Origin of the sequence: Polaribacter sp. BAL334, assembly GCF_015767435.1 — a bacterium.
Classification (GTDB): Bacteria; Bacteroidota; Bacteroidia; order Flavobacteriales; family Flavobacteriaceae; genus Polaribacter.
Genome location: NZ_JADWOV010000319.1, coordinates 232,839 through 258,808, shown reverse-complemented (window position 1 = coordinate 258,808; position 25,970 = coordinate 232,839). Strand labels below are relative to the sequence as shown.

The 25,970-nt window shown below is 33.0% G+C and carries 22 protein-coding genes; 9 read left to right on the top strand and 13 right to left on the bottom strand.

Annotated features, from left to right (window positions below):
* Window positions 1-942 (bottom strand): patatin family protein, encoded by a 942-nt coding sequence (locus IU405_RS14260; RefSeq protein WP_197439285.1) that lies wholly within the window; start codon window positions 940-942, stop codon window positions 1-3.
* A gap of 47 nt (window positions 943-989) precedes the next feature.
* Between IU405_RS14260 and IU405_RS14255 the strand changes: the two genes are divergently transcribed.
* Window positions 990-2,033 carry an oxidoreductase gene (locus IU405_RS14255; protein ID WP_197439284.1) on the top strand — a complete coding sequence of 348 codons (1,044 nt, stop codon included), beginning with the start codon at window positions 990-992 and terminating at the stop codon, window positions 2,031-2,033.
* 23 nt (window positions 2,034-2,056) lie between these two features.
* The gene (gene pepT, locus IU405_RS14250) at window positions 2,057-3,298 is read left to right on the top strand and encodes a peptidase T (RefSeq protein ID WP_197439283.1); all 1,242 of its coding nucleotides are present in this window, start codon (window positions 2,057-2,059) and stop codon (window positions 3,296-3,298) included.
* A gap of 152 nt (window positions 3,299-3,450) precedes the next feature.
* Here pepT and IU405_RS14245 read toward each other — a convergent pair whose 3' ends face one another.
* Window positions 3,451-3,990 carry a 1-acyl-sn-glycerol-3-phosphate acyltransferase gene (locus tag IU405_RS14245; RefSeq protein WP_197439282.1) on the bottom strand — a complete coding sequence of 180 codons (540 nt, stop codon included), beginning with the start codon at window positions 3,988-3,990 and terminating at the stop codon, window positions 3,451-3,453.
* Window positions 3,991-4,034: 44 nt separating this feature from the next.
* On the opposite strand from IU405_RS14245, the gene IU405_RS14240 reads away from it, so the two are divergent.
* A complete protein-coding gene (locus IU405_RS14240) occupies window positions 4,035-5,375 on the top strand; it encodes a DNA recombination protein RmuC (RefSeq protein WP_197439281.1) in 1,341 nt (446 codons plus the stop codon).
* A 105-nt stretch (window positions 5,376-5,480) separates the two neighbouring features.
* Here the strand turns inward: IU405_RS14240 and glyA are convergent, their stop codons facing one another.
* Window positions 5,481-6,755, bottom strand: a complete 1,275-nt coding sequence (glyA, locus tag IU405_RS14235; RefSeq protein ID WP_197439280.1) for a serine hydroxymethyltransferase — start codon at window positions 6,753-6,755, stop codon at window positions 5,481-5,483.
* Window positions 6,756-6,952: 197 nt separating this feature from the next.
* On the opposite strand from glyA, the gene fahA reads away from it, so the two are divergent.
* From fahA to IU405_RS14215, 4 genes are all read left to right on the top strand, one after another.
* Entirely contained in the window at window positions 6,953-8,230 is a 1,278-nt protein-coding gene (fahA, locus tag IU405_RS14230) for a fumarylacetoacetase (protein WP_197439279.1), read from the top strand.
* 249 nt (window positions 8,231-8,479) lie between these two features.
* Window positions 8,480-9,175, top strand: coding sequence for a hypothetical protein (locus IU405_RS14225; RefSeq protein ID WP_197439278.1), 696 nt, complete (start codon window positions 8,480-8,482; stop codon window positions 9,173-9,175).
* A gap of 507 nt (window positions 9,176-9,682) precedes the next feature.
* Window positions 9,683-9,925 carry a hypothetical protein gene (locus IU405_RS14220; protein ID WP_197439277.1) on the top strand — a complete coding sequence of 81 codons (243 nt, stop codon included), beginning with the start codon at window positions 9,683-9,685 and terminating at the stop codon, window positions 9,923-9,925.
* Window positions 9,926-10,449: 524 nt separating this feature from the next.
* A complete protein-coding gene (locus IU405_RS14215) occupies window positions 10,450-12,081 on the top strand; it encodes a hypothetical protein (RefSeq protein ID WP_197439276.1) in 1,632 nt (543 codons plus the stop codon).
* Between the two features lie 170 nt (window positions 12,082-12,251).
* Here the strand turns inward: IU405_RS14215 and IU405_RS14210 are convergent, their stop codons facing one another.
* From IU405_RS14210 to ytxJ, 10 genes are all read right to left on the bottom strand, one after another.
* Window positions 12,252-13,652, bottom strand: coding sequence for a DUF4403 family protein (locus IU405_RS14210; RefSeq protein ID WP_197439275.1), 1,401 nt, complete (start codon window positions 13,650-13,652; stop codon window positions 12,252-12,254).
* 171 nt (window positions 13,653-13,823) lie between these two features.
* Window positions 13,824-14,423, bottom strand: coding sequence for a hypothetical protein (locus tag IU405_RS14205; RefSeq protein ID WP_197439274.1), 600 nt, complete (start codon window positions 14,421-14,423; stop codon window positions 13,824-13,826).
* A gap of 76 nt (window positions 14,424-14,499) precedes the next feature.
* On the bottom strand, window positions 14,500-14,682 hold the full coding sequence (locus IU405_RS14200) for a hypothetical protein (protein WP_197439273.1): 183 nt from the start codon (window positions 14,680-14,682) through the stop codon (window positions 14,500-14,502).
* Between the two features lie 117 nt (window positions 14,683-14,799).
* Entirely contained in the window at window positions 14,800-15,090 is a 291-nt protein-coding gene (locus tag IU405_RS14195) for a hypothetical protein (protein WP_197439272.1), read from the bottom strand.
* Window positions 15,091-15,168: 78 nt separating this feature from the next.
* Window positions 15,169-16,137, bottom strand: a complete 969-nt coding sequence (locus tag IU405_RS14190; RefSeq protein ID WP_197439271.1) for a deoxyhypusine synthase family protein — start codon at window positions 16,135-16,137, stop codon at window positions 15,169-15,171.
* 16 nt (window positions 16,138-16,153) lie between these two features.
* A complete protein-coding gene (locus IU405_RS14185) occupies window positions 16,154-17,680 on the bottom strand; it encodes a bifunctional GNAT family N-acetyltransferase/carbon-nitrogen hydrolase family protein (protein WP_197439270.1) in 1,527 nt (508 codons plus the stop codon).
* A gap of 9 nt (window positions 17,681-17,689) precedes the next feature.
* Window positions 17,690-18,625, bottom strand: coding sequence for an agmatinase (gene speB / locus IU405_RS14180; RefSeq protein ID WP_197439269.1), 936 nt, complete (start codon window positions 18,623-18,625; stop codon window positions 17,690-17,692).
* A 48-nt stretch (window positions 18,626-18,673) separates the two neighbouring features.
* Window positions 18,674-20,065 (bottom strand): arginine decarboxylase, encoded by a 1,392-nt coding sequence (locus IU405_RS14175; RefSeq protein WP_197439268.1) that lies wholly within the window; start codon window positions 20,063-20,065, stop codon window positions 18,674-18,676.
* A 365-nt stretch (window positions 20,066-20,430) separates the two neighbouring features.
* The gene (locus IU405_RS14170; RefSeq protein ID WP_197439267.1) at window positions 20,431-21,978 is read right to left on the bottom strand and encodes a DEAD/DEAH box helicase; all 1,548 of its coding nucleotides are present in this window, start codon (window positions 21,976-21,978) and stop codon (window positions 20,431-20,433) included.
* 59 nt (window positions 21,979-22,037) lie between these two features.
* Complete coding sequence (gene ytxJ / locus IU405_RS14165) at window positions 22,038-22,430, bottom strand: bacillithiol system redox-active protein YtxJ (protein WP_197439266.1); 393 nt, start codon at window positions 22,428-22,430, stop codon at window positions 22,038-22,040.
* A gap of 144 nt (window positions 22,431-22,574) precedes the next feature.
* Between ytxJ and clpB the strand changes: the two genes are divergently transcribed.
* Window positions 22,575-25,181, top strand: a complete 2,607-nt coding sequence (gene clpB / locus IU405_RS14160) for an ATP-dependent chaperone ClpB (protein ID WP_197439265.1) — start codon at window positions 22,575-22,577, stop codon at window positions 25,179-25,181.
* Between the two features lie 218 nt (window positions 25,182-25,399).
* On the top strand, window positions 25,400-25,897 hold the full coding sequence (locus IU405_RS14155) for a SixA phosphatase family protein (protein ID WP_197439264.1): 498 nt from the start codon (window positions 25,400-25,402) through the stop codon (window positions 25,895-25,897).
* Window positions 25,898-25,970 lie beyond the last annotated feature (73 nt).

The following is a 25,970-nucleotide window of genomic DNA, read 5'->3' as shown; positions in this document are numbered from 1 at the left end:
TTAAACCTGTTCAATCTCATCATTAGGCAAAACATCAGGGCGAAATTCACTCATCAATTCTTCGCGTTTTGATTTGGCATATTCAAAGCCTGATTCCCACCATTTTGTCATCAATTTTTGATCAAATATCAGGGAATTTGTGGTGAGAACTGTTGGCGTATAATACAAATTGAGTTTTACATCTTTGCTATTTGCAGCCAATTTTCCAATGGTAATATTGTGTCTTTCAACATGTGCCAACATAAATTCAAATACATCAAACAGCAATGAAAAGGGGTTTTTTGACGGAATTCTATTGATTTGAGTCACTTCCGTTTCCAAAATAATAGCATCAATTTCTGTGGCTCCTCGCAAAATAGCTTGTCTTATTGGCACCAATGCTCCAAAACCACCATCAGCATATTGTTGTTTGTCTTTTTCAAGCAAACTCATAAAAGGCACATAATTGCACGAACCCCAAATCCAATCACAAAAATCTTCGTATGAACAATCATTACTGGATTTGTATTCAATTTGATTTGCGGTCAAATTTGACACTGTAACCACTACTTCTTTGTTATTTTGTCGAATGCTTTCAAACATTTCTCTGGTAACATTTTCCCGAATTAACTTTCGCAAGTTTTTACTTTCGCCAAAGGTTTTTCGTCCGTTGATAAAGTTCCAAAGTGTGTTTAAATGATTGATAAGTACCACTTTTTCACCATTCACTTTTTTGATGACAAATGGATTATTGCTAAAAATAGATTCTTGATTGACGTTGGTATAAAGTGTTTTTAATTCATCTAACATTCCCAAAGCCAAATGAGAAACCATCAAACTTCCTGTTGAAGTGCCCAAAAATAAGTCATATTGGCGAAGATCTCTCGTCATCAGAAATTCTGCAACACCTCCTGCAAATGCGCCTTTACTGCCTCCACCAGAAATTACCAATGCTTTTTTCATGAACTACAAATGATTTTGAGTATTTTAGTCGTATAAAAATATCAAAAATGAAATCATTTTCTTTAATTATTTTCACTTTCCTTTTGATGACTGCTTGTCAGCAAAAATATATTCCTAGAAAAACGATTGCAATCAAGTTACAAGAATTTAAAATAGACAGCACAAGTATCAGAGCAATTGTAGCAATGGATTCGAATTCAGTGTATTATGCAGGTTCAAATGGGGATTTTGGATATACGTTGGATGCTGGAAAAACATGGTCAACACAATTTTTTAAATTTCAAGATTCGATAAAACCACATTTCAGAAGTTTGGCTAGCAATGGAAAAGACTTTTTTGCGCTTTCTATTTCAAATCCTGCTTTGTTGTATAAAATCACTAAAAATGACCAAAAATTGGTGTATATTGAGCAACATGAACGCGTTTTTTATGATGCAATGCAATTTTTTGAAGACGGAATTCATGGCATTGCAGTGGGGGATCCAACCGAAAATTGCGCTTCTATTATTATTACCAAAGATGCAGGAGAAACTTGGCAAAAAATAGCTTGCGATATCTTACCCTTTTTTGACCAAGAGGAAGCTTTTTTTGCCGCAAGCAATACCAATATCAAAACCATTGGTAAAAAAGTTTGGATTGGTTCAGGTGGAAAAAATGCACGAATGCTATTTTCTGATAATTATGGAGAAACTTGGCAGATTTTTGATACGCCCATCATTCATGGAAATGGCCCACAAGGCATCTATTCTATAGATTTTTTTGATGAAAATAATGGCATTGTTGCAGGAGGAAATTACGCAAAACCATCAGAAAATAACGCCAATATTGCCACCACTACTGATGGTGGAAAAACATGGAAATTGGTTGCCAATGGCAAGAATCCTGGGTATATCAGTTGCATTCAATATGTGCCAAATACGCAAGGAAAAGAAATGATGGCTGTGGGAATTTCAGGAATTTCGTTTTCCAATGACGGAGGAAATTCTTGGAAAATCATTTCTGACGAACAATTTCATAACATTCAGTTTGTAAATAATAACATTGCATGGTTGTCTGGGGCACAAAAAATAGGTAAATTGAGCATTCAATAACAAACAAAAAGCAATTCTTCAAAATGATTGATAAACAACAGATTACGAATAGATTCATCTCTTATGTTGTGGTTGATACTACTTCCGATCCTGAAAATCCGTCATTTCCAAGTACTGAAAAACAATGGAACTTGGCAAAACTCCTCGAAAAAGAACTTTGTGAAATAGGCATGGAAGACGTTGAATTGGACGAAAACTGCTATTTAATGGCAACTTTGCCAAGTAATTTGGAATATCAAGTTCCCACCATTGGTTTTATTTCTCATATAGATACCAGTCCAGATTTTTCGGGAACAAACGTAAATCCTCAAATCATTGAGAATTATCAAGGAAATGATATTATAATCAACGAAGCTGAAAAGATAATTTTGTCACCCAGCTATTTTGAAGATTTAATCCTTTACAAAGGTCAAACATTGATTACCACTGATGGTACTACCTTGTTAGGTGCAGATGACAAAGCAGGAATCACAGAAATTGTATCTGCCATGGAATATTTGATACATCATCCTGAAATCAAACATGGAAAAATCAGAATTTGTTTTACACCTGATGAAGAAGTAGGCAAAGGAGCTCATTTATTTGATGTCGAAAAGTTTGGTGCTGAATGGGCATATACTATGGATGGCAGTCAAATTGGCGAATTAGAATATGAAAATTTCAATGCAGCAAGTGCCATTGTAACCATCAAAGGAAAAATGGTGCATCCTGGCTATGCCAAAGGAAAAATGATCAATTCGTTATTGATTGCACATGATTTTATTTCATCACTTCCCAATAACGAAATTCCAGAAAAAACAGCAGGTTATGAAGGTTTTTTTCATTTGCATGACATGAAAGGTTCCGTGGAAGAAACTACTTTAGAATTCATCATCAGAGATCATGATTTTGATATATTCGAAGAGAAAAAATACTTGTTGCAAAAAATTGCTTTTGACATCAATGAGCAATATGAACATGACTGTGTTTTTGTACAAATCAAAAATCAATATTTCAATATGAAAAAGAAAATTACTCCTGTAATGCATATTGTGGATATTGTTGAAGAAGTGATGAAAGATATTGGAATTGAACCGATTATCAAACCAATTAGAGGTGGCACAGATGGTTCTCAGCTGTCATTTAAAGGATTGCCTTGTCCGAATATTTTTGCAGGAGGTCATAACTTTCATGGAAAATATGAATATATTCCTGTGGAATCAATGATAAAAGCCACTGAAGTAATTGTTGGAATTGCACAAAAAGTAGCTGAAAAATATGCATAAAAAAATCTCCAGAAAGAACTTCTGGAGATAACATAAGTAGTTGCAACTAATTAATAAGTTTATACTATAAATCTAAAATAGACCCCCTAATTTCTATTTTAGCAAGTAAAACGTTGCAATTTTACAGATAATTTATCACATAAAAAAATATATTATGAAAGTTCAGGGTTTTTCCCCTTTACATCTCGGTAAAAACCCCTAAAAACCTCAAAATCTTTTTCCATATTTTCAGTAGTATAATAAGGTTCAGAGATTTTTATTTGTTTATTTCCAAAATCTAATGTTGCCATGACTACAGGAACTTTTGCACCTTTTGCAATAAAATAAAACCCTGTTTTCCATGTATCTACCTTTTTTCTGGTGCCTTCAGGTGACAATCCCAATCTGAATTCGTCTTTCGAATTAAAAAGTTCAACAATGGCATCAACCAATTTATTATTTTTAGTACGGTCTACAGGTGTACCACCCAAAGCTCTAAAAAAGAAACCAAAAGGCCCTTTAAAAAGAGAATCTTTTCCGATATAATTGATCATAATTCCTGAACTCATTCTGGCTAAAATGGCAATAGGAAAATCAACCCAACTTGTGTGAGGTGCTGCAATTACTACATATTTTTTTAAATGTGTTGGAAAATTCGTGTCCATTTTCCATCCTAAAATTCGGAATAAGATAAATCTTGCAAATGTTTTCATTGTGTCTGATAAAAGTGATAAATTTAAGGACTTAAATTGACATGATGAACGCATTTATTACGTATAGTTTATTAGCCCTTATTTTCGGTGTTATTGGATTTATTATTGGAAAAATACTAGGGAAATTACAATTCGAAACTTCTAAAACGGTTCTTGAAAAAGAGAAATCTTCTCTGGAAGAACGGGTTTTGTCTTTACAACAAAGCATTCAGCAACAAGAGCAAAAGAAAATTGAGTTAGAAAATGAAATGAAAGCGCTGCAAAGAGAAAAAGAATCATTGTTGGGATTGAATTCGCATCAAAAAGCTGCTTTAGAAAATTTGGAATCCAAACTTCACGATCAAAAAAGTGAAGTTGAAAAGTTGAATGAAAAGTTTACCAAAGAATTTGAAAACTTGGCAAATAAGATTTTAGATGAAAAATCGACGAAGTTTACACTTCAGAATAAAGAAAATATGGAAACAATCTTGAACCCTTTGCAAGAAAAAATAAAAGGTTTTGAAGATAAAGTTGAAAAAACGCACAAAGAAAGTATTGATTATCATGCAGCTTTGCGCCAACAAATTGTAGGATTGAAAGAGTTGAATCAGCAAATGAGCAAAGAAACGTTGAATTTGACCAAAGCCTTGAAAGGCGACAGCAAAGTGCAAGGTGATTGGGGTGAAACACAATTGGAAATCTTATTGGAAAAAGCCAATCTCACCAAAGATATTCACTTTACCACCCAAGGAGGATATAGAGACGAAGAAGGCAAACTTAAAAAGCCCGATTTTATCATCAATTTGCCAAATAACAGGCATTTAATTGTAGATTCAAAAGTTTCACTGACAGCATACGAACGATATTACAGCGCTGAAAATGAAGAAGATAAAGTGATTTTCTTAAAAAATCATGTAGAAAGTATACGCAAGCATTTTAGAGATTTGAGCGAAAAGAAATACGAAAAATTATATGATATCAATTCACCAGATTATGTTTTGATGTTTGTACCTATAGAACCCGCTTATTTATTGGCTTTGAGTAAAAGTGATGGTTTATATTTAGAAGCATTGGATAAAAATATTGTTTTGGTTTCAACTTCTACTTTATTAGCAACCTTGAGTACTATTTCCTCCATGTGGAGGCAAGAAAACCAAAAACGAAATGTGATTGAAATTGCAAGACAAGCAGGTGCCTTATACGATCAATTTGTGAATTTAACAGAGGATTTGATAAAAGTTGGCAATCAGTTAAAAACAGTTCAAGGAACTTATGATGTATCTATGAAAAAGCTTACAGGAAAAGGAAACTTAGTAACGAAAGTTGAAAATATTCGAAAATTAGGAGCAACAACCTCTAAAAATTTACCTCAAAATTTGTTAGATAGAGCTTTGGAAAATCAATAATCAATTTGTAAACTATCGTAAGTTTTTAGTAACTTTATAGGTATCATTTTAAAATAAAAAAGGCATCAAAAATTTGATGCCTTTTTTAATATAATCAGTAAAAAATTACATCACAAACAATCTTCTTGTGCTCATCATATCCGAAACACGTTCTCCAATATCGTGCAAAGCAACTTCATTATCCGCATTTTGAATGGCTTCATCAATAAAATCAACGATGTGAACCATGTCCTCTTCTTTCAAACCACGAGTAGTTACTGCAGCTGTTCCAACACGAATTCCTGAAGTAATAAAAGGACTTTTATCATCAAAAGGAACCATATTTTTGTTCACTGTAATTTCTGCTTTTCCTAAAGCGATTTCTGCATCTTTTCCAGAAATATTTTTGTTGTGCAAATCAATCAACATACAGTGATTGTCTGTGCCTCCTGAAATTAAATGATACCCTCTTGACACAAATTCAGCTGCCATTTTGGCTGCATTTTTCTTCACTTGAATTTGATATTCTAAGAATTCATCTGTCAAAGCTTCACCAAAAGCAACTGCTTTTGCAGCAATCACATGTTCTAAAGGACCTCCTTGATTTCCTGGGAACACAGCTGAGTTCAATAACGTTGAGATTCTTTTCGGAGTTCCATTTTTCAATAAATCACCAAACGTATTTTCAAAATCATCACCCACCATAATCATTCCTCCTCTTGGCCCACGCAATGTTTTGTGAGTAGTTGTGGTCACAATATGACAATGAGGAATTGGATCGTTCAAAATTCCTTTTGCAATTAAACCTGCAGGATGTGAAATATCAGCCAATAAAATAGCGCCAACACTATCCGCAATTTCTCTGAATCGTTTAAAATCCATATCTCTTGAATAGGCAGAAGCACCAGCAATCAATAATTTTGGTTTTTCTATTTCAGCGATTTCTTGAATTTTGTCATAATTCAACACACCCGTTTCTCTTTCCACACCATAAAACGAAGGTTTGTATAATTTTCCAGAGAAATTCACAGGCGAACCATGCGTCAAATGTCCTCCATGAGACAAATCAAATCCTAAAATTTTATCACCAGGATTCAAACACGCTGCAAAAACAGCCGTATTTGCTTGCGAACCAGAATGAGGTTGCACATTGACATACGAAGCTCCAAACAATTCTTTGGCTCTGTCAATGGCAATTTGCTCTACAATATCCACGATTTCACAACCTCCATAATACCTTTTTTCAGGATATCCTTCTGCATATTTGTTGGTCAAAATAGACCCCTGAGCTTTCATTACTTGATCACTTACAAAGTTTTCGGAAGCGATTAACTCTAACCCATTTAACTGTCTTTCTTTTTCTTGCTCTATGAGGTCGAAAATCTGATGATCTAATTGCATGTATATGTTTTTAAAAAGAAGCTACAAAAATAAGAAAAAGGATTGCGTTGCGAAATAGGTTTTTAGGATGTTTTCAACATTTTATTAAGAATTATAGGAATGAAAAAAAAGTCTTGTTAAAATTCCTCTTTTCGATCTTTTTTTGTTTTAAAATGTCAAAAAATTATGTAGGTTTGGAAAAAATATAAATCGACAAAATGATTATTACTGCAAATAACCCCAACAGAAAATCTTGGTTAAAAGTGAAAGAGGATTCCGATTTTCCTATTCAAAACATTCCATTTGGTGTTTTTATCACAAGAGATGACATCATTACTATAGGGAGTAGAATTGGTGATTATGCCATAGATTTAGGCGCATTTCATCAATTAGGCTATTTTGATGGAATTCCATTAACCGATGACATGTTTTTGCAAGACAATTTGAACGATTTTATTGCAGATGGTCGCAAAACGTGGCGTTTGGTAAGAAATCGTATTGCGGAAGTTTTTGATGTAAAAAATGGAATTCTACGCGATAATCCTGAACATAAAGACAAAATTATCTTTAGATTGGATGAAATCGAAATGTTGTTGCCAGTGGCTATTGGCGATTATACCGATTTTTATGCCAGCAAAGAACACGCCACCAATGTAGGTTCGTTGTTTAGAGATCCTGAAAATGCGTTGTTGCCCAATTGGTTGCACATCCCTATTGGCTATCATGGAAGAAGTTCCTCCATTGTGCCTTCAGGAACACCTATCAGAAGACCTTATGGGCAAACATCTCCTGCTGAAGGAAGCAATACTCCTGGATTTGGCCCCACAAAATTATTAGATTTTGAATTAGAAATGGCGTTTATCACTACAGATGCCAATGTTTTGGGTGAAAGAATTAACATTGACGAAGCTGAAGAATATATTTTTGGATTGGTACAATTCAATGATTGGTCTGCCAGAGACATTCAGGCTTGGGAATATGTGCCTTTGGGTCCTTTTTTAGGAAAGAATTTTGCGTCTACCATTTCTCCTTGGATTGTAACGTTGGATGCTTTAGAACCTTTCAGAGTGGACAATCCTAAACAAGAAATTGAGCCTCTACCCTATTTGAGACAAAAAGGAAAAGGCAGTTTTGATATTCATTTGCAAGCAGCCATCAAACCAGAAAACGGCCCAGAAACCGTAGTTTCAAATTCGAATTTTAAATATATGTATTGGACAATGGCGCAACAATTGGCACATCACACAGTGAATGGTTGTCCTGTAGAATCTGGTGATATGATGGGCTCAGGAACGATTTCTGGCCCCACAAAAGACAGTTTTGGTTCTATGCTCGAATTGACATGGAAAGGTCAACACCCAATCACCCTAAAAGACGGAACAACCCGAAAATTCATCAATGACTATGATACTGTGATTATGCGTGCGCATTGCAAAAACAGCAAAGTTCGTATTGGTTTTGGAGAATGTGCTGGGAAAGTATTGCCTGCGAAGTAGAGGTTTTTAGATGAAAGTTATATGAAGTTGCGCATATTTAAAGCTTATCATTTTAAAAATAACACTTGATAATTAAAGCTGAAATAAAATTGAAAAATTCTTATAGAAAAAAAAATATGTTTTTTTGTAGTTACATTTGATAGTTGGGTAGTTTTTAAAATTGAGTCATTTGATTCAAATACGACATATGGATAATAATACATAAGTATATTTTAAACAATAAGTGTGATTGTAATTAAATAAAATAGTATGTCTACGGAAAGGAAAATTGAAAATATTACAAAGAAAATTGAAAATATTTGTTTGAATAAATTTCAATTAAAACTGAACGACATACTATCCTTTTGTGAATCAAAAATTGAAAAGTTAATGATTTTACAGCTTTTCCATTATTTTTCTAATTATACCCTTGGGTTGAGTCATGATTATTTTGATGAGATGCAATATTATAATATTGATTTTATAGATAGATGGATTTGCTTTGATGGCTGTATTGGAGAGGAAAAGAAATCTTTAATGATTCATATTGAAAAATACAAATACAGATGGATAGGCGGAATGCCTTTTAAATATATCGGATTTAAAGCTCTAACAAATTTTACTGGATATGGGGAAAATGGTGAATATAAAGAATTTGAAGTTTACCCTCAATACGAGATTGAAATTGCAGATAAAGCCTATCGTATAGATATTGTAATTAAGTTAAATTTAAAAAAAGATGATAAAGTATTAAAATCTCAAAAAATTGCTATTGAATGTGATGGTTACGACTATCATAAAGACCCAATAAAATTTAGAGAAGATAAAATTAGAGAAAGAGCCCTTAAAAGCATAGGGTTTAAAGATGTTTTAAGATATTCTGGCAGTGAGATATATTCAATTGATGATGATTTAAAAAAAATACATTTCACCGTTCAAGAAATAGTAAATATAATACAATTATAGTTTATTCAGTTAAAAGTATTTTACCACACAAACTAATCATACACGAAATCAGAAGTTGAAAAAGATTTGAAAATTGAATCCTGCTCCGCAAAGTCTTAATTTATAAAACCTTGCTTTGCGATGGTCTCCTGACCTCGCAATAATTCATTATTTTTAATCCCAAAAATGAGTTTACAATATCAAGGTAGCAATCACAGTAATAAAGGAAGTGGTTACGAAGTCGTAGGAAGTAGTTACGCAGTCGTAGGAAGTGGTTACGCAGTCGTAGGAAGCAGTCACGGACTCTAAGGAAGTGGTTACGAAGTCGTAGGAAGCAGTCACGCAGTCGTAGGAAGCAGTCACGCAGTCGTAGGAAGTAGTCACAAACTCATAGGAAGTAGTCACGGACTCAAAGGAAGTGGTTACGCAGTCGAAGGAAGCAGTCATTCACGCTAAGAAATACAATAAAATATAAAAATTAAAAACAGAAATTGACAGTTTAGTATCTTTGATAAAAAAACATAGAAAATGGATTTAGAAGCTAGGAAAATATCATTTGTACAAGAGTTTTTAAGATTACAAAACAAAGATATCGTTAGTGGCCTTGAAAAATTATTACGTAAAAGAAAAGCTGAATTGATTGAAAATAGTTTTGAGCCTATGACAATGGAGCAATACAATGCTGAAATTGATCAAGCAATGGAGGATTCAAAAAATGGAAGAATGATAAAAGCTACTGACTTAAAAGCTAAAATCCAAAAATGGCTTTAGAAGTTTATTGGTTAGAACTTGCCGAGAGTAAACTTGAAGATATTTATAGTTATTATTCAGTAAAGGCTAGCCAAAAAACTAATCAACGGAATTGTCGAATCAACAATTGGGATTGAAAAACAACCTCAAATTGGTCAAATTGAAAATACCTTAAAACACTTATCGCAAGAATTCAGGTATCTAGTTTTTAAAAATTATAAAATTGTTTATTGGGTAAATATTGATTTTAATAGAATTGAAATTGCAAACGTTTTTGACACAAGACAGGACCTTAAAAAGATAACTGAAACGAAATAAAAGTCACTCATTAATGTTTCTTAATCAAAAAAACTAAACCAAGTAGTTAGAATTTGAAACCTCATTTAGAAATCTCGCAACTTTCTAAAACTTCCTTTTACAAGACAATACGTATGTAACTTTTATTTACACTCAATTGCCTATATTTACAGTGTATTTTGAATAAATTGTTGTAACATATTTATCAAATCATACACTAATTAATCAGAACTTAAATCAATAAGAAAATGAAACATTTAAAAATAATTTTATTTTTAGCAGTACTAGCAGGAATTCTATTTTATGTAAATCTACCTGTGCTGAATTATGGTTTTACAGGAATTGGAGTAATTCTTGCCCTGCTGTTAGTGTTGTACATCCTTCTTTCTATGGGAGTTACAACTGATGCATCAGGAAAAAATTTCAGAGTAAGTTCAAAACCAAATGTATTTGTCCTATTGCTTTTTGTCCTGTTTTTGGTGTATATCACTGTACTTCCTTTGCTTACAAGTGCTCCCATTTTTCATACCTCAAAATATCAAAAGTTAATTGGGAAAGTTGACAATGGTCAAAAAATTTCTACCCAAATTGCTCCTATTTCCATGGATAAAATTCGTGTGGTTGATAAAAAATTAGCGTATTTATTGGGTGAAAAAGTGATAGGTTCGCAACCTGCTTTGGGAAGTCAAATTGTTTTAGGAGAATTTACGATTCAACAAGTAAACAACGAATTGTATTGGGTGGCGCCATTATTACACTCTGGGTTTTTCAAATGGTTGAATAATTCTGGAGGAACAAATGGATATGTCATGGTTTCTGCAACCAATGAACGTGATGTGAAATTAGTGCAATCTGTCAACGGAAAACCTTTTTTTATTCGCTATCAACCAAGCGCCTATTTCTTTGACGATTTAGAGCGTCATGTCTATTTCAATGGTTTTGCCTCTATGGGTTTGACCGATTATACTTTTGAAATTAACGAAGAAGGGAAACCTTTTTGGGTGATTTCAACCTACGAAAAACAAATTGGATTTTCAGGAAGAAATGCTACAGGTGTGCTTGTTGTGGATGTTCAAACTGGTGAAATTGAACAATATAGTATTGAAAATGCTCCAAAATGGGTAGATAGAATTCAACCTGTTGATTTTATAGAAGAGCAATTGAATGATTGGGGTGAATATATCAACGGTTATTGGAATTTTTCTAACAAAGACAAATTGCAAATTACAGAAGGATTGACTTTAGTATACGGAAAAGACGATCGTTCTTATTGGTACACAGGATTGACCTCTGTGGGTTCTGATGAAAGTGCTGTTGGTTTTGTTTTGGTGGATACAAGAACCAAAGAAACTACTTTTTACAAACAAAGTGGTGCTACTGAATATGCAGCGCAACAATCTGCAGAAGGAAAAGTGCAAGAAAAAGGATATTCTACTTCCTTGCCAATTCCGTATAATATTAACAACATTCCTACCTATGTCATGACCTTAAAAGACGATGGAGGTTTGGTAAAAATGTATGCAATGGTTGCCATCAATGATTACACAATTGTGGGAGTTGGTAATTCTATGCGAGAAGCATTGACATCTTTTAAGAGTGCCTATAACTCCTCAGGAAATAGAATAAATCCGACAAGTTCAGATACTAAAAAACAATTAAAATCTGTCATCACGCGTATTCAAAGCGATGTGAAAAACGGCAATAGTTTTTACTATTTTACGGTAAAAGATTATTCCAATATTTTTGTTGGTTCCACCCAAATTAGTTCAGATATTCCTTTGACAATTGTGGGTGATAGTGTGAAAATATCGTTTGATATTGATCAAGAAAAAGTGATTGATGTAGCGCAATTTAAAAACTTGAATTTTAATAAGAAGTAGGATTGGGTTTGTGGATGAACGAAATTGTTGTACTCATTTTTTTCAAACCTACTTAGCAAAGTCTTATTTTATAAAAATGTGCTTTGCGATGTTCTCCTGACATCGCAAAGCATTATAAAACCTGCATTCTATGATTTTTAAAAAGAAAACTTTACAAAGAAAAAATCATCCTACTCCATTCCATCAATATTGACTCTCATTTTTCCGCTCGCTTTTATAAATGCGATGATGGCTTTATCAGTAAGTTCTACTTTTTCAAAATAAAAATCGTCTAAGCTACCATTTACAAAAACACCTTTCATGGGCGAAAAATTATTCAAATAAGGCAACATGCTTTTCTTTGCCTCTTCTAAATTATCACCCACAGAATAGCGACAATTTTCTTGAATTTTCTTTAAAATATTTCCTTGCAACAACCAATTGGCAGTCTTAGTCAATATGCCTTTTGAGTTGAGAACATAATCCATTTGTTCAAAATAAATTTCTTTTGTGATGGTATTGTAATTTGGAATTCCAGATAAATATAAGGTGCCATCTACACTGCCTGCCATGTTGAGCGCAAAAATCATTTTTCCGTCTTTGAGCCATAAATCAACCTTTTGAATGGTTATTTTTCGGCTTCCAGATGAAAATTCTTTTCCTTGAAAATTTTTAGTAATCACTCTTGATGCGTTTTCATAGGTGGAAATTGCTGCAATTGATGCATTGGTTTGAGTTGGTATTTTAGTTACTGGTTTGAAAGAAATAGAAGCTTTGTCAATAGCCTTTGAGGGTTCTTGCCCAACAACTGTTTGCATATTGCATTTCAAACCTAAATCCATCAAAACTTTGTTTTTTTGCAAAACAGCATCCGTGACATACACTTCTATAGGAATTAATTTGAACCAAGTTTCATATTCAGGACTGGTTTTAAAGGGTGTGCCTATGGTTTCTAACACATCCAAAACATAAGGTTTAAAGTTGCAAGATTGAGAAATGGCTTCGTCAATTTTTTTGGCTAATTTAGTTTTGAAAATGGATAACGTAGGATTTATGATATAGGTAATTGGCACTTTTTTGCCTGCAACTAATATTGATGGACTCTCATTCCATTGAATATCTTCAATTTTAGAATTGGTATTCATCATCCAATTGGACAATTTTACGGAACTCAATAAGGTTATTTTGCCACTCAAATTGATTTCTCTGGTATCATTCAAGCCCATAAATTCAGTGCCATATTTATATTTTGTGACAATTTTCAAGGGAATTATTGACTGAATTTTTCCGTCTTTTTCGATTAATTTGATGGTGCCCGTTTTCCAGATTTTCATTTCGGTTTTGTCATCATCAATATTGTTGTCTTCGTAAATCAAACCGTTTAGAGATTTATTGAGTTGATTTTCAATCTCTTTCAACGTGATTTCTAAAGGCATGCTAATGATAGAAGTCGTTGTTTTAAAAGCAATTGGATCATTGTTTGAAGGCAGAGGTTTTAGAGCTTCTATTTTGTTTGTGCTGCCACAATTGTACAAAAGTGCAACCAATATTAACGCAATTGACAGCACAAAAACTCTCTTTATATTTTTCATAAACGGATTGTTATTTTGTGCGAAATTACTAAAAAATAGCATCCATAATCCAATAAGAAAATGTTATTTTATGGTGATTTTAATACTATAAAAACTAAGATGAAGAATGATGGTTTTGTGTAAATAAAAATGTTTTTGGTAATGTTGATTTCAGAAAAATGCTAAGTCAGGTCATTTTTTATTTATTATTTCCCAAATAAATTTATATTCTTTCTTAAAAATAACCAAACCATTCTCATCTAAAGTATGTTTATCCTCAATAAATTTTTCCTTTAATGATTCATGAAAAGTTTTGGGTTCATTACTGATTTTATATCTAGTAATTACTTCCTCAAAAGAAATCAATCTTACATCTTTGAATTTTTTCAAAACATAACTTCGAGAAGATTCTTCTAATTGTAACATTAATTTTTCAGTATGTTCATCATTATTAAAAACTGGTGTAATTCCATAACATAAAATTTTTCCTTGGAATTTTTCAACAAACTCAATATAAGCTTTTGAAGTATCAAACTTTAATTGTTTTTCAATAAAATGGATATTTGAAATATTTATTTTCTTAGTTTCTAGGACTATTATATTTTTATTGTTGTTTACATAATTTGTGAATTCATCTTCTTTGACAACATTAATTTCATTTAAACCAAGTTTACGATAATATGTATCTTCAATAAATTTTACTTTTAATGTAATATAATCTGGTTTTATAAGTAATGTATCAGAAATTATCTGTTCATAAACATTTTGTGCTTTGAATTCAGAGGTATTCATAATTAGTAAATTTATTATGACAGAAAATAGCAATCTCATTGTTTACATATTTATTTGATCTAATTGTGAGGCAAATTTATTTGAACAATGTATCCAATTCTTTATCAAGTTCGGACTCACTTATTATTTGATTATTTTCGAATTGCATTTTTCCAATTTCAATTTTTTCAATCAAGATTAATCTCTCAATCAATTCATCAATGGAAAATTGTTCTGGGAAACTATCAATTTGCTCTTTTAATTTCGTTTTAGTGATCATACTAGAAATTTCTATAAATATATAAAAGTTTTAAAAACTTAATCAAATAAAAAACCCCACAAATTGTGAGGTTTTGTATTTTTAAAGAAGTAAAAAGGCAAAGATGTTGGCAAAGAATTAATCTTCATCTGCAGCATCTTCATCTTCAATGTTTACATCAAAGTCTTCATTGTCATCAAATGAGTCTTCATCATCGGCAAAATCTTCCATGGTTTGCTCCAATTTAGAACTGATTTTCACCAAATAAATAGTGTCTTCTGTGCGAACTTCCACAGCTTTAATGGTTTCTCCTTTCGCATTTTTGAAAGAAATAATATCGCTATAATCATATCCATCAGGATATTTCTCAATTAGCATATTCAAAATGTCTTTTGTCAATTTAGCGTAATCTACAATTACTCTTTTCATACGTTCGTTTTTACAAATACGAATTTAAAATCTTTTTCTTTAATACAATAACCTAAAGTAAAAAAAAAACATTTTTTTTTACATCTCTAATAAATACGCGAAAATCAATGGCGCAACAATGGTTGCATCACTTTCTATGATGAATTTTGGCGTATGAATATCTAATTTTCCCCAAGTGATTTTTTCGTTAGGAACCGCTCCTGAATACGAACCATAACTGGTGGTTGAATCAGAAATCTGACAGAAATAACTCCAAAAAGGCGTATCTGTTCTTTCCATATCTTGGTATAACATTGGTACCACACAAATTGGGAAATCGCCAGCAATTCCTCCTCCTATTTGGAAAAATCCTATGCCGTTTTCAGAATTTTGAGTATACCAATCAGCCAAAAATGTCATGTATTCAATACCTGATTTCATAGTACTTGCTTTGATTTCGCCTTTCAAAACATAGGACGCAAAAATATTTCCCATGGTTGAATCTTCCCAACCTGGAACGACCATTGGTAAGTTTTTTTCAGCAGCTGCATACATCCAAGAATTTTTGATGTCTATTTCATAATATTGCTCTAAAACTCCGGAAAGCAATAGTTTGTACATAAATTCGTGCGGAAAATAACGTTCTCCATTTGCTTCTGCATCTTTCCAAATTTTCACAATGTGTTTTTGCAAACGTCTGAAAGCTTCTTCTTCAGGAATACAGGTATCAGTAACTCTGTTTAAGCCTTTTTCTAGCAAATCCCATTCATCTTGTGGTGTTAAATCACGGTAATTTGGTACGCGTTTGTAATGTGAATGTGCAACTAAATTCATCACATCTTCTTCTAAATTGGCACCTGTACACGAAATAATTTGCACTTTGTCTTGACGAATTATTTCGGCAAAAATTTTCCCTAATTCTGCTGTACTCATGGCTCCTGCTAATGAAACTAACATTTTAGAGCCATCATTCAACTGCTTTTCATATCCTTTTGCGGCATCTACTAAAGCTGCTGCATTGAAATGTAAAAAGTATTTTTCTATAAAATTGGTGATTGGTTTATTCATTTTTTTTACTTGTTTTTTATCGAAGTTTTCGCACTTCAAAAATGTCTTTTCTTCTGTCTTTTAAGTTTCGTACACTTCCAAATTGATTCAAATCTTTCAGCAAATCTAAATCTACGTCTGCTATTAAAATCATTTCAGTATTGGTTGTTGATTCTGCTTTGATGCCATTGGCTGGAAATGAAAAATCGCAAGGCGTAAAAACCATGGATTGTGCATACTGAATATCCATGTTATTTACTTTTGGTAAATTCCCAACACTTCCTGCAATCGCCACATAACATTCGTTTTCAATGGCTCTTGCTTGGGCACAATGACGCACTCTTGAATAGCCATTTTGGGTATCTGTCAAAAAAGGAATGAATAAAATATCCATGCCTTCATCTGCCAAAATTCTGCTCAATTCAGGAAATTCAGAGTCATAACAAATCAAAATTCCTATTTTCCCACAGTCAGTATCATAAGTTCGCAATTCAGTTCCTCCTTGCATTCCCCATACTTTTGCTTCATCTGGAGTTACGTGCAATTTTTCATAGCGTTCAATGTTTCCATCGCGTTTGCACAAATATCCTACATTATACAGCAAACCATCTTTCACTTCTGGCATGCTTCCAGTAATGATATTGATGTTATAGGAAATCGCTAATTCCGAAAATTTCTTAACAATAACTGGTGTGTATTTTGCCAATTCTCTAATCGCTTCTGATTCTGGAAGATGGTTATTATCAGCCATCAAAGGCGCATTGAAAAATTCAGGAAACAAGGCAAAATCGGATCTGTATGCAGAAACGGAATCCACAAAATATTCTGCTTGTTCCATCAATCCTTCCAAACCTTTGTACAAACGCATTTGCCACTGAATCAATCCCAAACGCACCACTCTTTTTTTGGTTGCAGCTTTGGTGTTTTGTTTCACATAATACACGTTGTCCCATTCCAGTAAAACTGCGTATTCATTGGAATCTTTATCACCTTGCAAATAGCCTTTCATCACTTTTGAGGGATGAAAATCATTGGAAATTTGAAAGTTCAATACAGGATCGTGAATTTCTTTTCGCTTTACTTTTTCAATGTATTCTTTGGGCGAAATTTCGGAAGCGAATTTATGATAATTCGGAATTCGTCCTCCAAAAGCAATGCCTCTAAGATTGAGTTGTTCGCACAATTCTTTTCTGTAATCATACAAACGTCTTCCCAAACGCAATCCTCTGTATTCTGGTTTGATAAAAATATCGATTCCATACAAAACATCTCCATGGCTATTGTGCGTATTGAACGAATAATTTCCAGTGATTTCTTTGTAGGTATGATGATCGTCAAAGGTGTTGTAATCTACAATGATAGATAACGCACAACCTGCTAATTGACCATTTATTTTTATAACAATCTGACCTTCAGGGAATTTGGTAATCAATGATTGAATTTGAGATTCTTCCCAATAGATGTTTTGCATGTTTGCATACACCTCAATCATTGCTTGTTTCAATTCCTGATAATCATTTATTGTCAGGTACTTTAATTCGATATTCTCGATATTTTTTATCATCCAATTGGATTAGAATTCCTCTTCGTCGTTTTTAAATTTAGACAACTTGCTAAAAGGATTGTTATTTGAGTTTGAATCATCAGTGTCATAAGTATCATCTTTTGAAGAGAATTTGTAACTCAACATTTTATAATACAATTTTGCAGCCAATGAATCTGAACTTTTTTGATTTGGATTTGGGCAAAATTCAGCCATGTCAAATCCTACCACATTTTTCTCAGCAAAAACTCTTTTTAAGAATTCCATGGTTTCGTAGTAAAACAATCCACCAGAAACTGGATTTCCTGTTGCAGAAAAAAGTGATGCATCAAAAGCAGAAAAATCAAAAGAAATAAACACATTGCTTGTCAATTGATCAATCACATCGTCCATCCAATATTCATTCACAGCCATGTCATGAGCAAAAAACACTTTGTCAGGATTCATGGTTCTTTTTTCAGAAATATCCATACTTCTGATACCCACTTGAACCAAATTAGTGTTTTGATTTGCTTCGTACATCGCACATTTGTGATGATACGGAGAGCCTTCAAATTCTTTTCTCAAGTTGGCATGTGCATCAAAATGCAACACTGTCAAACTTTGAAAACAATCATTGAATGCTTTCACTGTTCCAATAGAAACAGCATGTTCGCCTCCAAAAACGGTCACAAACTTGTTTCTGTTGATGAATTTTTTAACGGTTTGATGCACCGCGTTTACCATGGCTTGTGGAGAAGCATTTTCAGTAATTGGGTCTGCTAAAAAAACACCCTCTTTGTAAACCTCAGAATCGGTTTCTATATCATACAATTCCATGTTTTCAGAGGCTTCTAAAAAAGCTTGTGGCCCTTTGCTTGCACCTTTTTGCCATCTGTTTGTCCCTTCATAAGGAACAGGAATCAACACAATCTTTGAATTGCTTAATGTTGCATAGTTTTCAGGAATTCCTGCGTATGTTTTCATGTTGTTTTGTAATCTGGTTTTGTTTTTTATGTTTCAAAAATACTAAAATTAATATCCTAAAATCGATAATAATTCATTGCTTTTTTGTTCTTCTTTAAATACTTTAGTCACAAAATTACCTTCTTCATCTTTATCAATCAAAATATGTTTTGGATGTGGAATCAAACAATGTTGCAATCCACCATAACCTCCTATCGTTTCTTGATAAGCTCCTGTGTTGAAAAATCCAATATACAAAGGTCTATCTTTTTCATAAATAGGCAAATATATGGCATTTATATGTTGTTCTGAATTGTAATAATCATCACTATCACAGGTCAATCCACCTAATAAAACACGCTCATATTTAAAATTCCATTTGTTGATGGGCAACATGATAAATCGTTTGTTGATGGCCCAAGAATCTGGTAATGTCGTGATAAATGATGAGTTGATCATATTCCAACGCTCTCTGTCATTTTGCTTTTTTTGATACAAAACTTCATAAATGGCACCACTAGCCTCACCTACTGTAAAACTTCCAAATTCTGTAAAAATATGAGGAACATCTACTTCTGCATTTTTACAAGATTCATTGATTTGATAAATAATTTCATCAATCATATATTGATAATCAAACTCGAATGCCAAAGAGTTTTTAATAGGAAATCCACCTCCAATATTCAAACTATCCAATGTAGGACACACTTTTTTTAAGCTGATATACACAGAGATACATTTCACCAATTCATTCCAATAATACGCATTGTCTTTGATGCCAGTATTGATGAAAAAATGCAACATTTTAAGTTCAACTTGCTCGTCTTCAGCAATTTCACGCTCATAAAAAGACACGATGTTTTTATATCCAATTCCCAATCTTGAGGTATAAAACTCAAACTTTGGTTCCTCTTCAGAGGCTATTCTAATCCCAACTTTGAATTTCCTATTTATTTTTTCTTGCAACAAAGTCAACTCCTCATAATTGTCAATAATCGGAATGCAATTTTTGTGACCAGAATTAATCAAATCAGCAATGTTCGAAATATATTGATCTCTTTTAAAGCCATTGCAAATCACAAAATTCTTATTGGTGATTTTGCCTTCTTTCTTTAAATTTTTAACAATATCAATATCAAAAGCAGAAGAAGTTTCTATATGAATGTCATTTTTCAATGCTTCATCCAACACATATTTAAAGTGCGAACTTTTTGTACAATAGCTGTAAAAATACTTGCCTTTGTACTTGTGTTTTTTCATACTTTGCTGGAACCAATCTTTGGCTTTGTTGATGTTTTCAGAGATTTTTGGCAAATAGGTAAATTTTAATGGAGAGCCATATTGCTCAATCAATTCCATCAAATTGATGTCATGCCAAAATAATTTATTGTTTTCGGTTTTAAATTCTTCTTGTGGAAAAACGAATGTTTGGTCTATTAAATCTTTATATTTTGTATTCACTTTGTTCTTTTAATAAGGTATAATAAATAGTTTAAACTAAAATATTTCTGAAATTTTAGTATCAAAAAATTGATATGATAAAGTGATTTTAATTACTGAATGATTTGTAGGTAAACAACGTGCAATTTAAAATAGCGTTGCAGATCTTTGAGAAAAGTAAGTGGAGAAATCTCAATTTTTTCGTTGCATTTCCAAAATGCAGAGCAATCATTTTTCTCCAAAAATAAATTGCGAACGAAACAAGAAAAACAATACATTTTACTTACATAAGCAGCGCAAAAATAACTGTTTTTTATATACAAAAACAAAAACGTAAAAAAAAGTGACTTTTTTTTCAATCTAACTCTTTTTATTTCTTTAATTCTTTAATCTTCAGGAGGATGTCCATATACTTGCTCATAGATTTCATCAAAATTAGTGCGCAAATGGGTATTCAATTTTTTTCGGTAATCATCTTTCAGCCAAGTTACAAAATTATGCGTACTTTTTGAAATGCATTTTGCATATCTGTTGATGCGATCATCTATTTCTTCTCCTAACTTTTTTGCCAAAATCAACGCATCAAAAACATCTTCACTGTTTTCAACACAAATTTTCGCATGATGTTCTATGGATTTTTCCAACACTCGTTTAGACGATTCTCCTGTTCTGATGGTTTCAATATACACTCTTTTTACATCAAAAAACAAGTCTTTTGAATTGGCAAAATCCTTTTTGATATCTGCTGGCAACTCATATCGAAATGAACTTTCTATCTCTTCATCAGACAAGATGGCATTCAAATAATAATCGGGTGAACGGAACATTTTTTGCCAATCCAAATCTGCTCCCCAAGGTCCAAATCTGTAAAAATTATTTCCCAAATCAATCACATCAAAAGTAGCTTTTTTGCCAAATATTCGAGAACCTCGTCCAATCATTTGGTAATACAAGGTCAAGGATTTTGTAGCTCTATTGAGTATAATTGCTTCAATACTAGGCTCATCAAACCCAGTTGTTAAAATACTTACAGAAGTAATAATTGCATTTGGTGTTTTGTGAAACCAACGTAAAATCAGTTCACGCTCTTTTTTGGTATTGGTATTATCCAAATGCGCAATGGGATATCCTGCTTTTTTAAAAGCATGAAAAACTTGGATAGAAGTGTTGATTCCATTATTAAAAATCAGTGTTTTTTTGCCTTTTACAGTTTCTTCGTAAGCAGAAACCAATTTAGAAAGCATGTCTGCATTCGTATATAAATCTTCAGATGATTTTACGGTATAATCACCATTGGCGCCAACTTCTAAGGAGGTTAAACCCACATTGTAGGAATACATATTTGCTTTTGCCAAATATTCATTGTCAATTAAATGCTGAATGGACTCGCCCACAAACAACTCATGATAATTTTCATACATGGGCAATTTGATGTTTGAACTCAATGGAGTTGCAGTCACACCCAAAATAAAACTATCGTCAAAAAACTTGAAAATTTTGGTAAAAGAATTGTAATGCGCTTCATCCACAATCACCAAACCAATATCCGAAATGTCAAATTTTTCGTCATTCAAACGATTATTGAGCGTTTCTACCATCGCCACAAAACAACTGTAGTTTTCTTGATCGTCTAATTTTGCAGTAGAATTGATGATTTTATTCGTTACATGAAACTCATTGAGCATTTTTGAAGTTTGTTTGCTCAACTCGATTCTGTGTGTCAACACCAACACTTTTTTTTGAAAGCGCTCTAAATAACGACGAACAATTTCAGAGAAAATAACTGTTTTTCCACCACCTGTGGGCAATTGGTATAACAAATGATACGCTTCAGGAGCATTTTCAAATCTTCGAAAAATTTCCTCCAATGCTTCTTTTTGATACCCGTATAATTCTTTACCTACTTTTTTTTCTGAAATGGAATTCTCTGACAATTTTATAAAAATTTAAGTAACAAAAATAAGACTTAAAAAGGGTTTCATGCAAGTTTCTGCTATATAAATCTTGATAAATTTATTTCGAGAATGGAATAATGCGATGCATTGAACACACAAACCTCGTTTTTAATCACCAATAATTGTGGAGATTCATGCACGATTTCAAACCTATTTGCAATTTCATTAGAAATTGTTCGATAGCGTAACAAATCCAAATAATAGACTTTTAATGACTGATGTTCCTCAGAAAATAACTTTTCAAAGCGTTTGATCACCATATTGCTGATACCACAACTTGTGGAATGTTTGAAGATCAATACGGAGTGAGTTTTTGAAATGCTTTTCAGTTCTTCCAATTGATTTTCAGTAGTTAATGGAATCCAATTGGGAATATTTTTAGTATCTTTATAAGGCTCATTATTGCCAAAAAGAGTGCCGAATAAACTCATTTGCTTGCTTTTTTTGACAAAGATAAGAAACTTTTCAAGTCAAAAAGTCAGCAAAACCAACTATTTTAAAGACAAAATGACGGATTCAAAGCACCTGTTTCAAATGGTATTACAATTGCTGTTTTCAAATAAAAAGTACGAAAAATGAACTTTACAAATTTTACCACAAAATCACAAGAAACCATACAAATGGCGCAACAATTGGCGCAAAGTTATGGTCATAATCAGATAGAAAATGAGCACATTTTCAAGGCTTTAACAGAAGTTGATGAAAATGTATTGCCTTTTTTATTGAAGAAATTGAATATCAATACTTCCCTCCTACAACAACTTTTAGAAAAGCAATTGCAGAGTTTTTCAAAAGTATCAGGAGCTGAACTATTGCTTTCAAGAGAAGCCTCAAAAACATTGAACGAAGCAGCCATCATCGCCAAAAGCATGAAGGATGAATTTGTTTCTATTGAACATTTGATTTTGGCAATTTTCAAATCGAAAAGTCAAATTGCTCAAGTATTAAAAGACCAAGGAGTTACTGAAAAAGCCTTAACAAGTGCGATTGAAGAACTTAGAAAAGGGGAAAGAGTGACTTCTCAAAGTCAGGAAGAAACCTACAATTCTTTGAACAAATATGCCAAAAACTTGAATCAATTGGCTAGAGATGGCAAATTAGATCCTGTCATTGGTCGAGATGAAGAAATCAGACGTTTGCTACAAATTTTATCACGAAGAACCAAAAACAATCCCATTTTAGTGGGGGAACCTGGCACAGGAAAAACGGCGATCGCTGAAGGATTAGCACACAGAATTGTAGATGGTGATGTGCCTGAAAACCTAAAAGATAAACTCATTTTTTCTTTGGATATGGGTGCTTTAATTGCGGGTGCAAAATACAAAGGAGAGTTTGAAGAGCGCTTGAAAGCAGTCATCAAAGAAGTAACAACTTCCGAAGGCGATATTGTATTGTTTATTGACGAAATTCACACCTTAGTAGGTGCTGGAGGTGGTCAAGGAGCGATGGATGCTGCCAATATTTTAAAACCTGCGTTGGCTCGTGGCGAATTGCGCGCCATTGGTGCCACAACCTTAGATGAATATCAAAAATATTTCGAGAAAGACAAAGCGTTAGAGCGTCGTTTTCAAAAAGTGTTGGTGGACGAACCAGATACGGAAAGTGCGATTTCTATTCTGAGAGGTATCAAAGAAAAATATGAAACGCATCACAAAGTGCGCATCAAAGACGAAGCGATTATTGCTGCTGTTGAATTGTCTCAACGCTATATTACCAATCGTTTTTTACCAGACAAAGCCATTGATTTGATGGATGAAGCTGCGTCTAAATTACGTATGGAAATCAATTCAAAACCCGAAGAATTGGACGTTTTGGATCGAAAAATCATGCAATTAGAAATCGAAATTGAAGCGATTAAGAGAGAAAAAGATGAGACCAAATTGAAATCTTTGCATTCGGATTTGGCAAATCTGAAAGAAGAACGCAATGAAATCAATGCCAAATGGAAGTCAGAAAAAGAGGTGGTGGACAATATTCAAAATGCCAAATTAGACATTGAAAACCTCAAAACAGAAGCTGAAAAAGCTGAGCGTGAAGGTGATTATGGAAAAGTAGCTGAAATTCGATACGGAAAAATCAAAGTAGCACAAGAACAATTGGAAGGATTCCAAAAAACCTTGTCTGAAAATCAGGCTGGAAATTCACTTATCAAAGAAGAAGTAACGTATGAAGATATTGCGGAAGTGGTTGCCAAATGGACTGGAATTCCTGTCACTAAAATGATTCAATCTGAACGTGATAAATTGCTAAAACTAGAACAACATTTGCACAAAAGAGTGATTGGACAAGAAGAAGCCATCATTGCAGTTTCGGATGCTGTAAGACGTTCAAGAGCTGGATTGCAAAATGCCAACAAACCTATAGGAAGTTTCTTGTTTTTAGGAACTACAGGTGTTGGAAAAACAGAATTGGCAAAAGCCTTGGCTGAATATTTGTTCGATGACGAAAATGCCATGACCCGAATTGACATGAGCGAATACCAAGAACGTCATGCTGTGAGCAGATTAATTGGTGCACCTCCAGGATATGTGGGCTATGATGAAGGTGGACAATTGACAGAAGCTGTCAGAAGAAGACCTTATTCTGTGGTGTTGTTAGACGAAATAGAAAAAGCGCATCCAGATACCTTCAATATTTTATTGCAAGTGTTGGACGAAGGAAGATTGACAGACAACAAAGGACGTGTTGCCGATTTTAAAAACACCATCATCATCATGACATCCAACATAGGAAGTCATATCATCATGGATAAATTCAGTGATCCAAAAGCAGATTTAGATGCTGTGACTGAATTGGCAAAAATTGAAGTGTTGGCATTGTTAAAACAATCTGTGAGACCTGAATTTTTAAATAGAATTGATGATGTGATTATGTTTACGCCTTTGCATCAAAAAGATATTTTCGAAATTGTGCGTTTGCAATTAGACCAATTGAAAAAAATGATTGGCAAGCAAGACATCACCTTAGATGCTACAGATGAGGCAATTGCTTATTTGGCTAAAAAAGGATATCAACCAGAATTTGGTGCAAGACCTGTAAAAAGAGTGATTCAGAAAGAAGTTTTGAACCAACTTTCTAAAGAAATCTTATCAGGAAAAATAACCACAGATAGCATTATTTTGTTGGATGCATTTGATGAGCAACTGGTATTTAGAAATCAAACAGATTTGATTGAAAATTAAGGCTTACTTTCTTTTATCTATTCCACAAAGTTTCTCAAAGAATTCACAAAAGACACAAAGAAAATCAAATTAAATCTTTGAGATTCTTTGTGTTTTACTTTGTGCATTTTGTGTAACAGCTCTCAAAATCAACTAAAAAGTTGCCAAAAGATTAAGAAAATGCTAAGAAAGGTTTTTCAGTAATTATTTTGTAAATTCGTTTCATAAATCAAAACCCCATGAGAAAAATTCTTTTTTTAGCACTCGTATTTGTTGCTTTTACAAACTGCAAACAACCTCAAATCACCACGTATTATTTGATTCGTCATGCAGAAAAAGACCGAACAAATCCTGCAAATCAAGACCCAAATTTGAATGAAGATGGATTAAAACGTGCTGAAAAATGGGCAACTTATTTCAAAGACATTTCATTAGATGCTGTGTATTCCACCAACTATAAACGAACACAACAAACTGCAAAACCCACTGCAACAGCTAAAAATTTAGAAATCCTCTCTTACAATCCTAGAGAATTGTATGCTGCTGATTTTCAAAAAGCAACTGTTGGAAAATCAGTATTGATTGTGGGTCATAGCAATACAACCCCTGCATTTGTCAATAAAATTATGGAGGCAACGTTCCTTGAAGACATGGCTGATGATGATAATGCTAGCTTGTTTATAGTTACTATTCAAGGAAATAAAAAGGACTATAAGGTGCTGAAAGTTGGGGAATAATCAATACTCAATAGATTTATTAAATTACTTACTTTTAGTTTTAAAATTTCATCTTTAAGGCTCAGAAATTCAT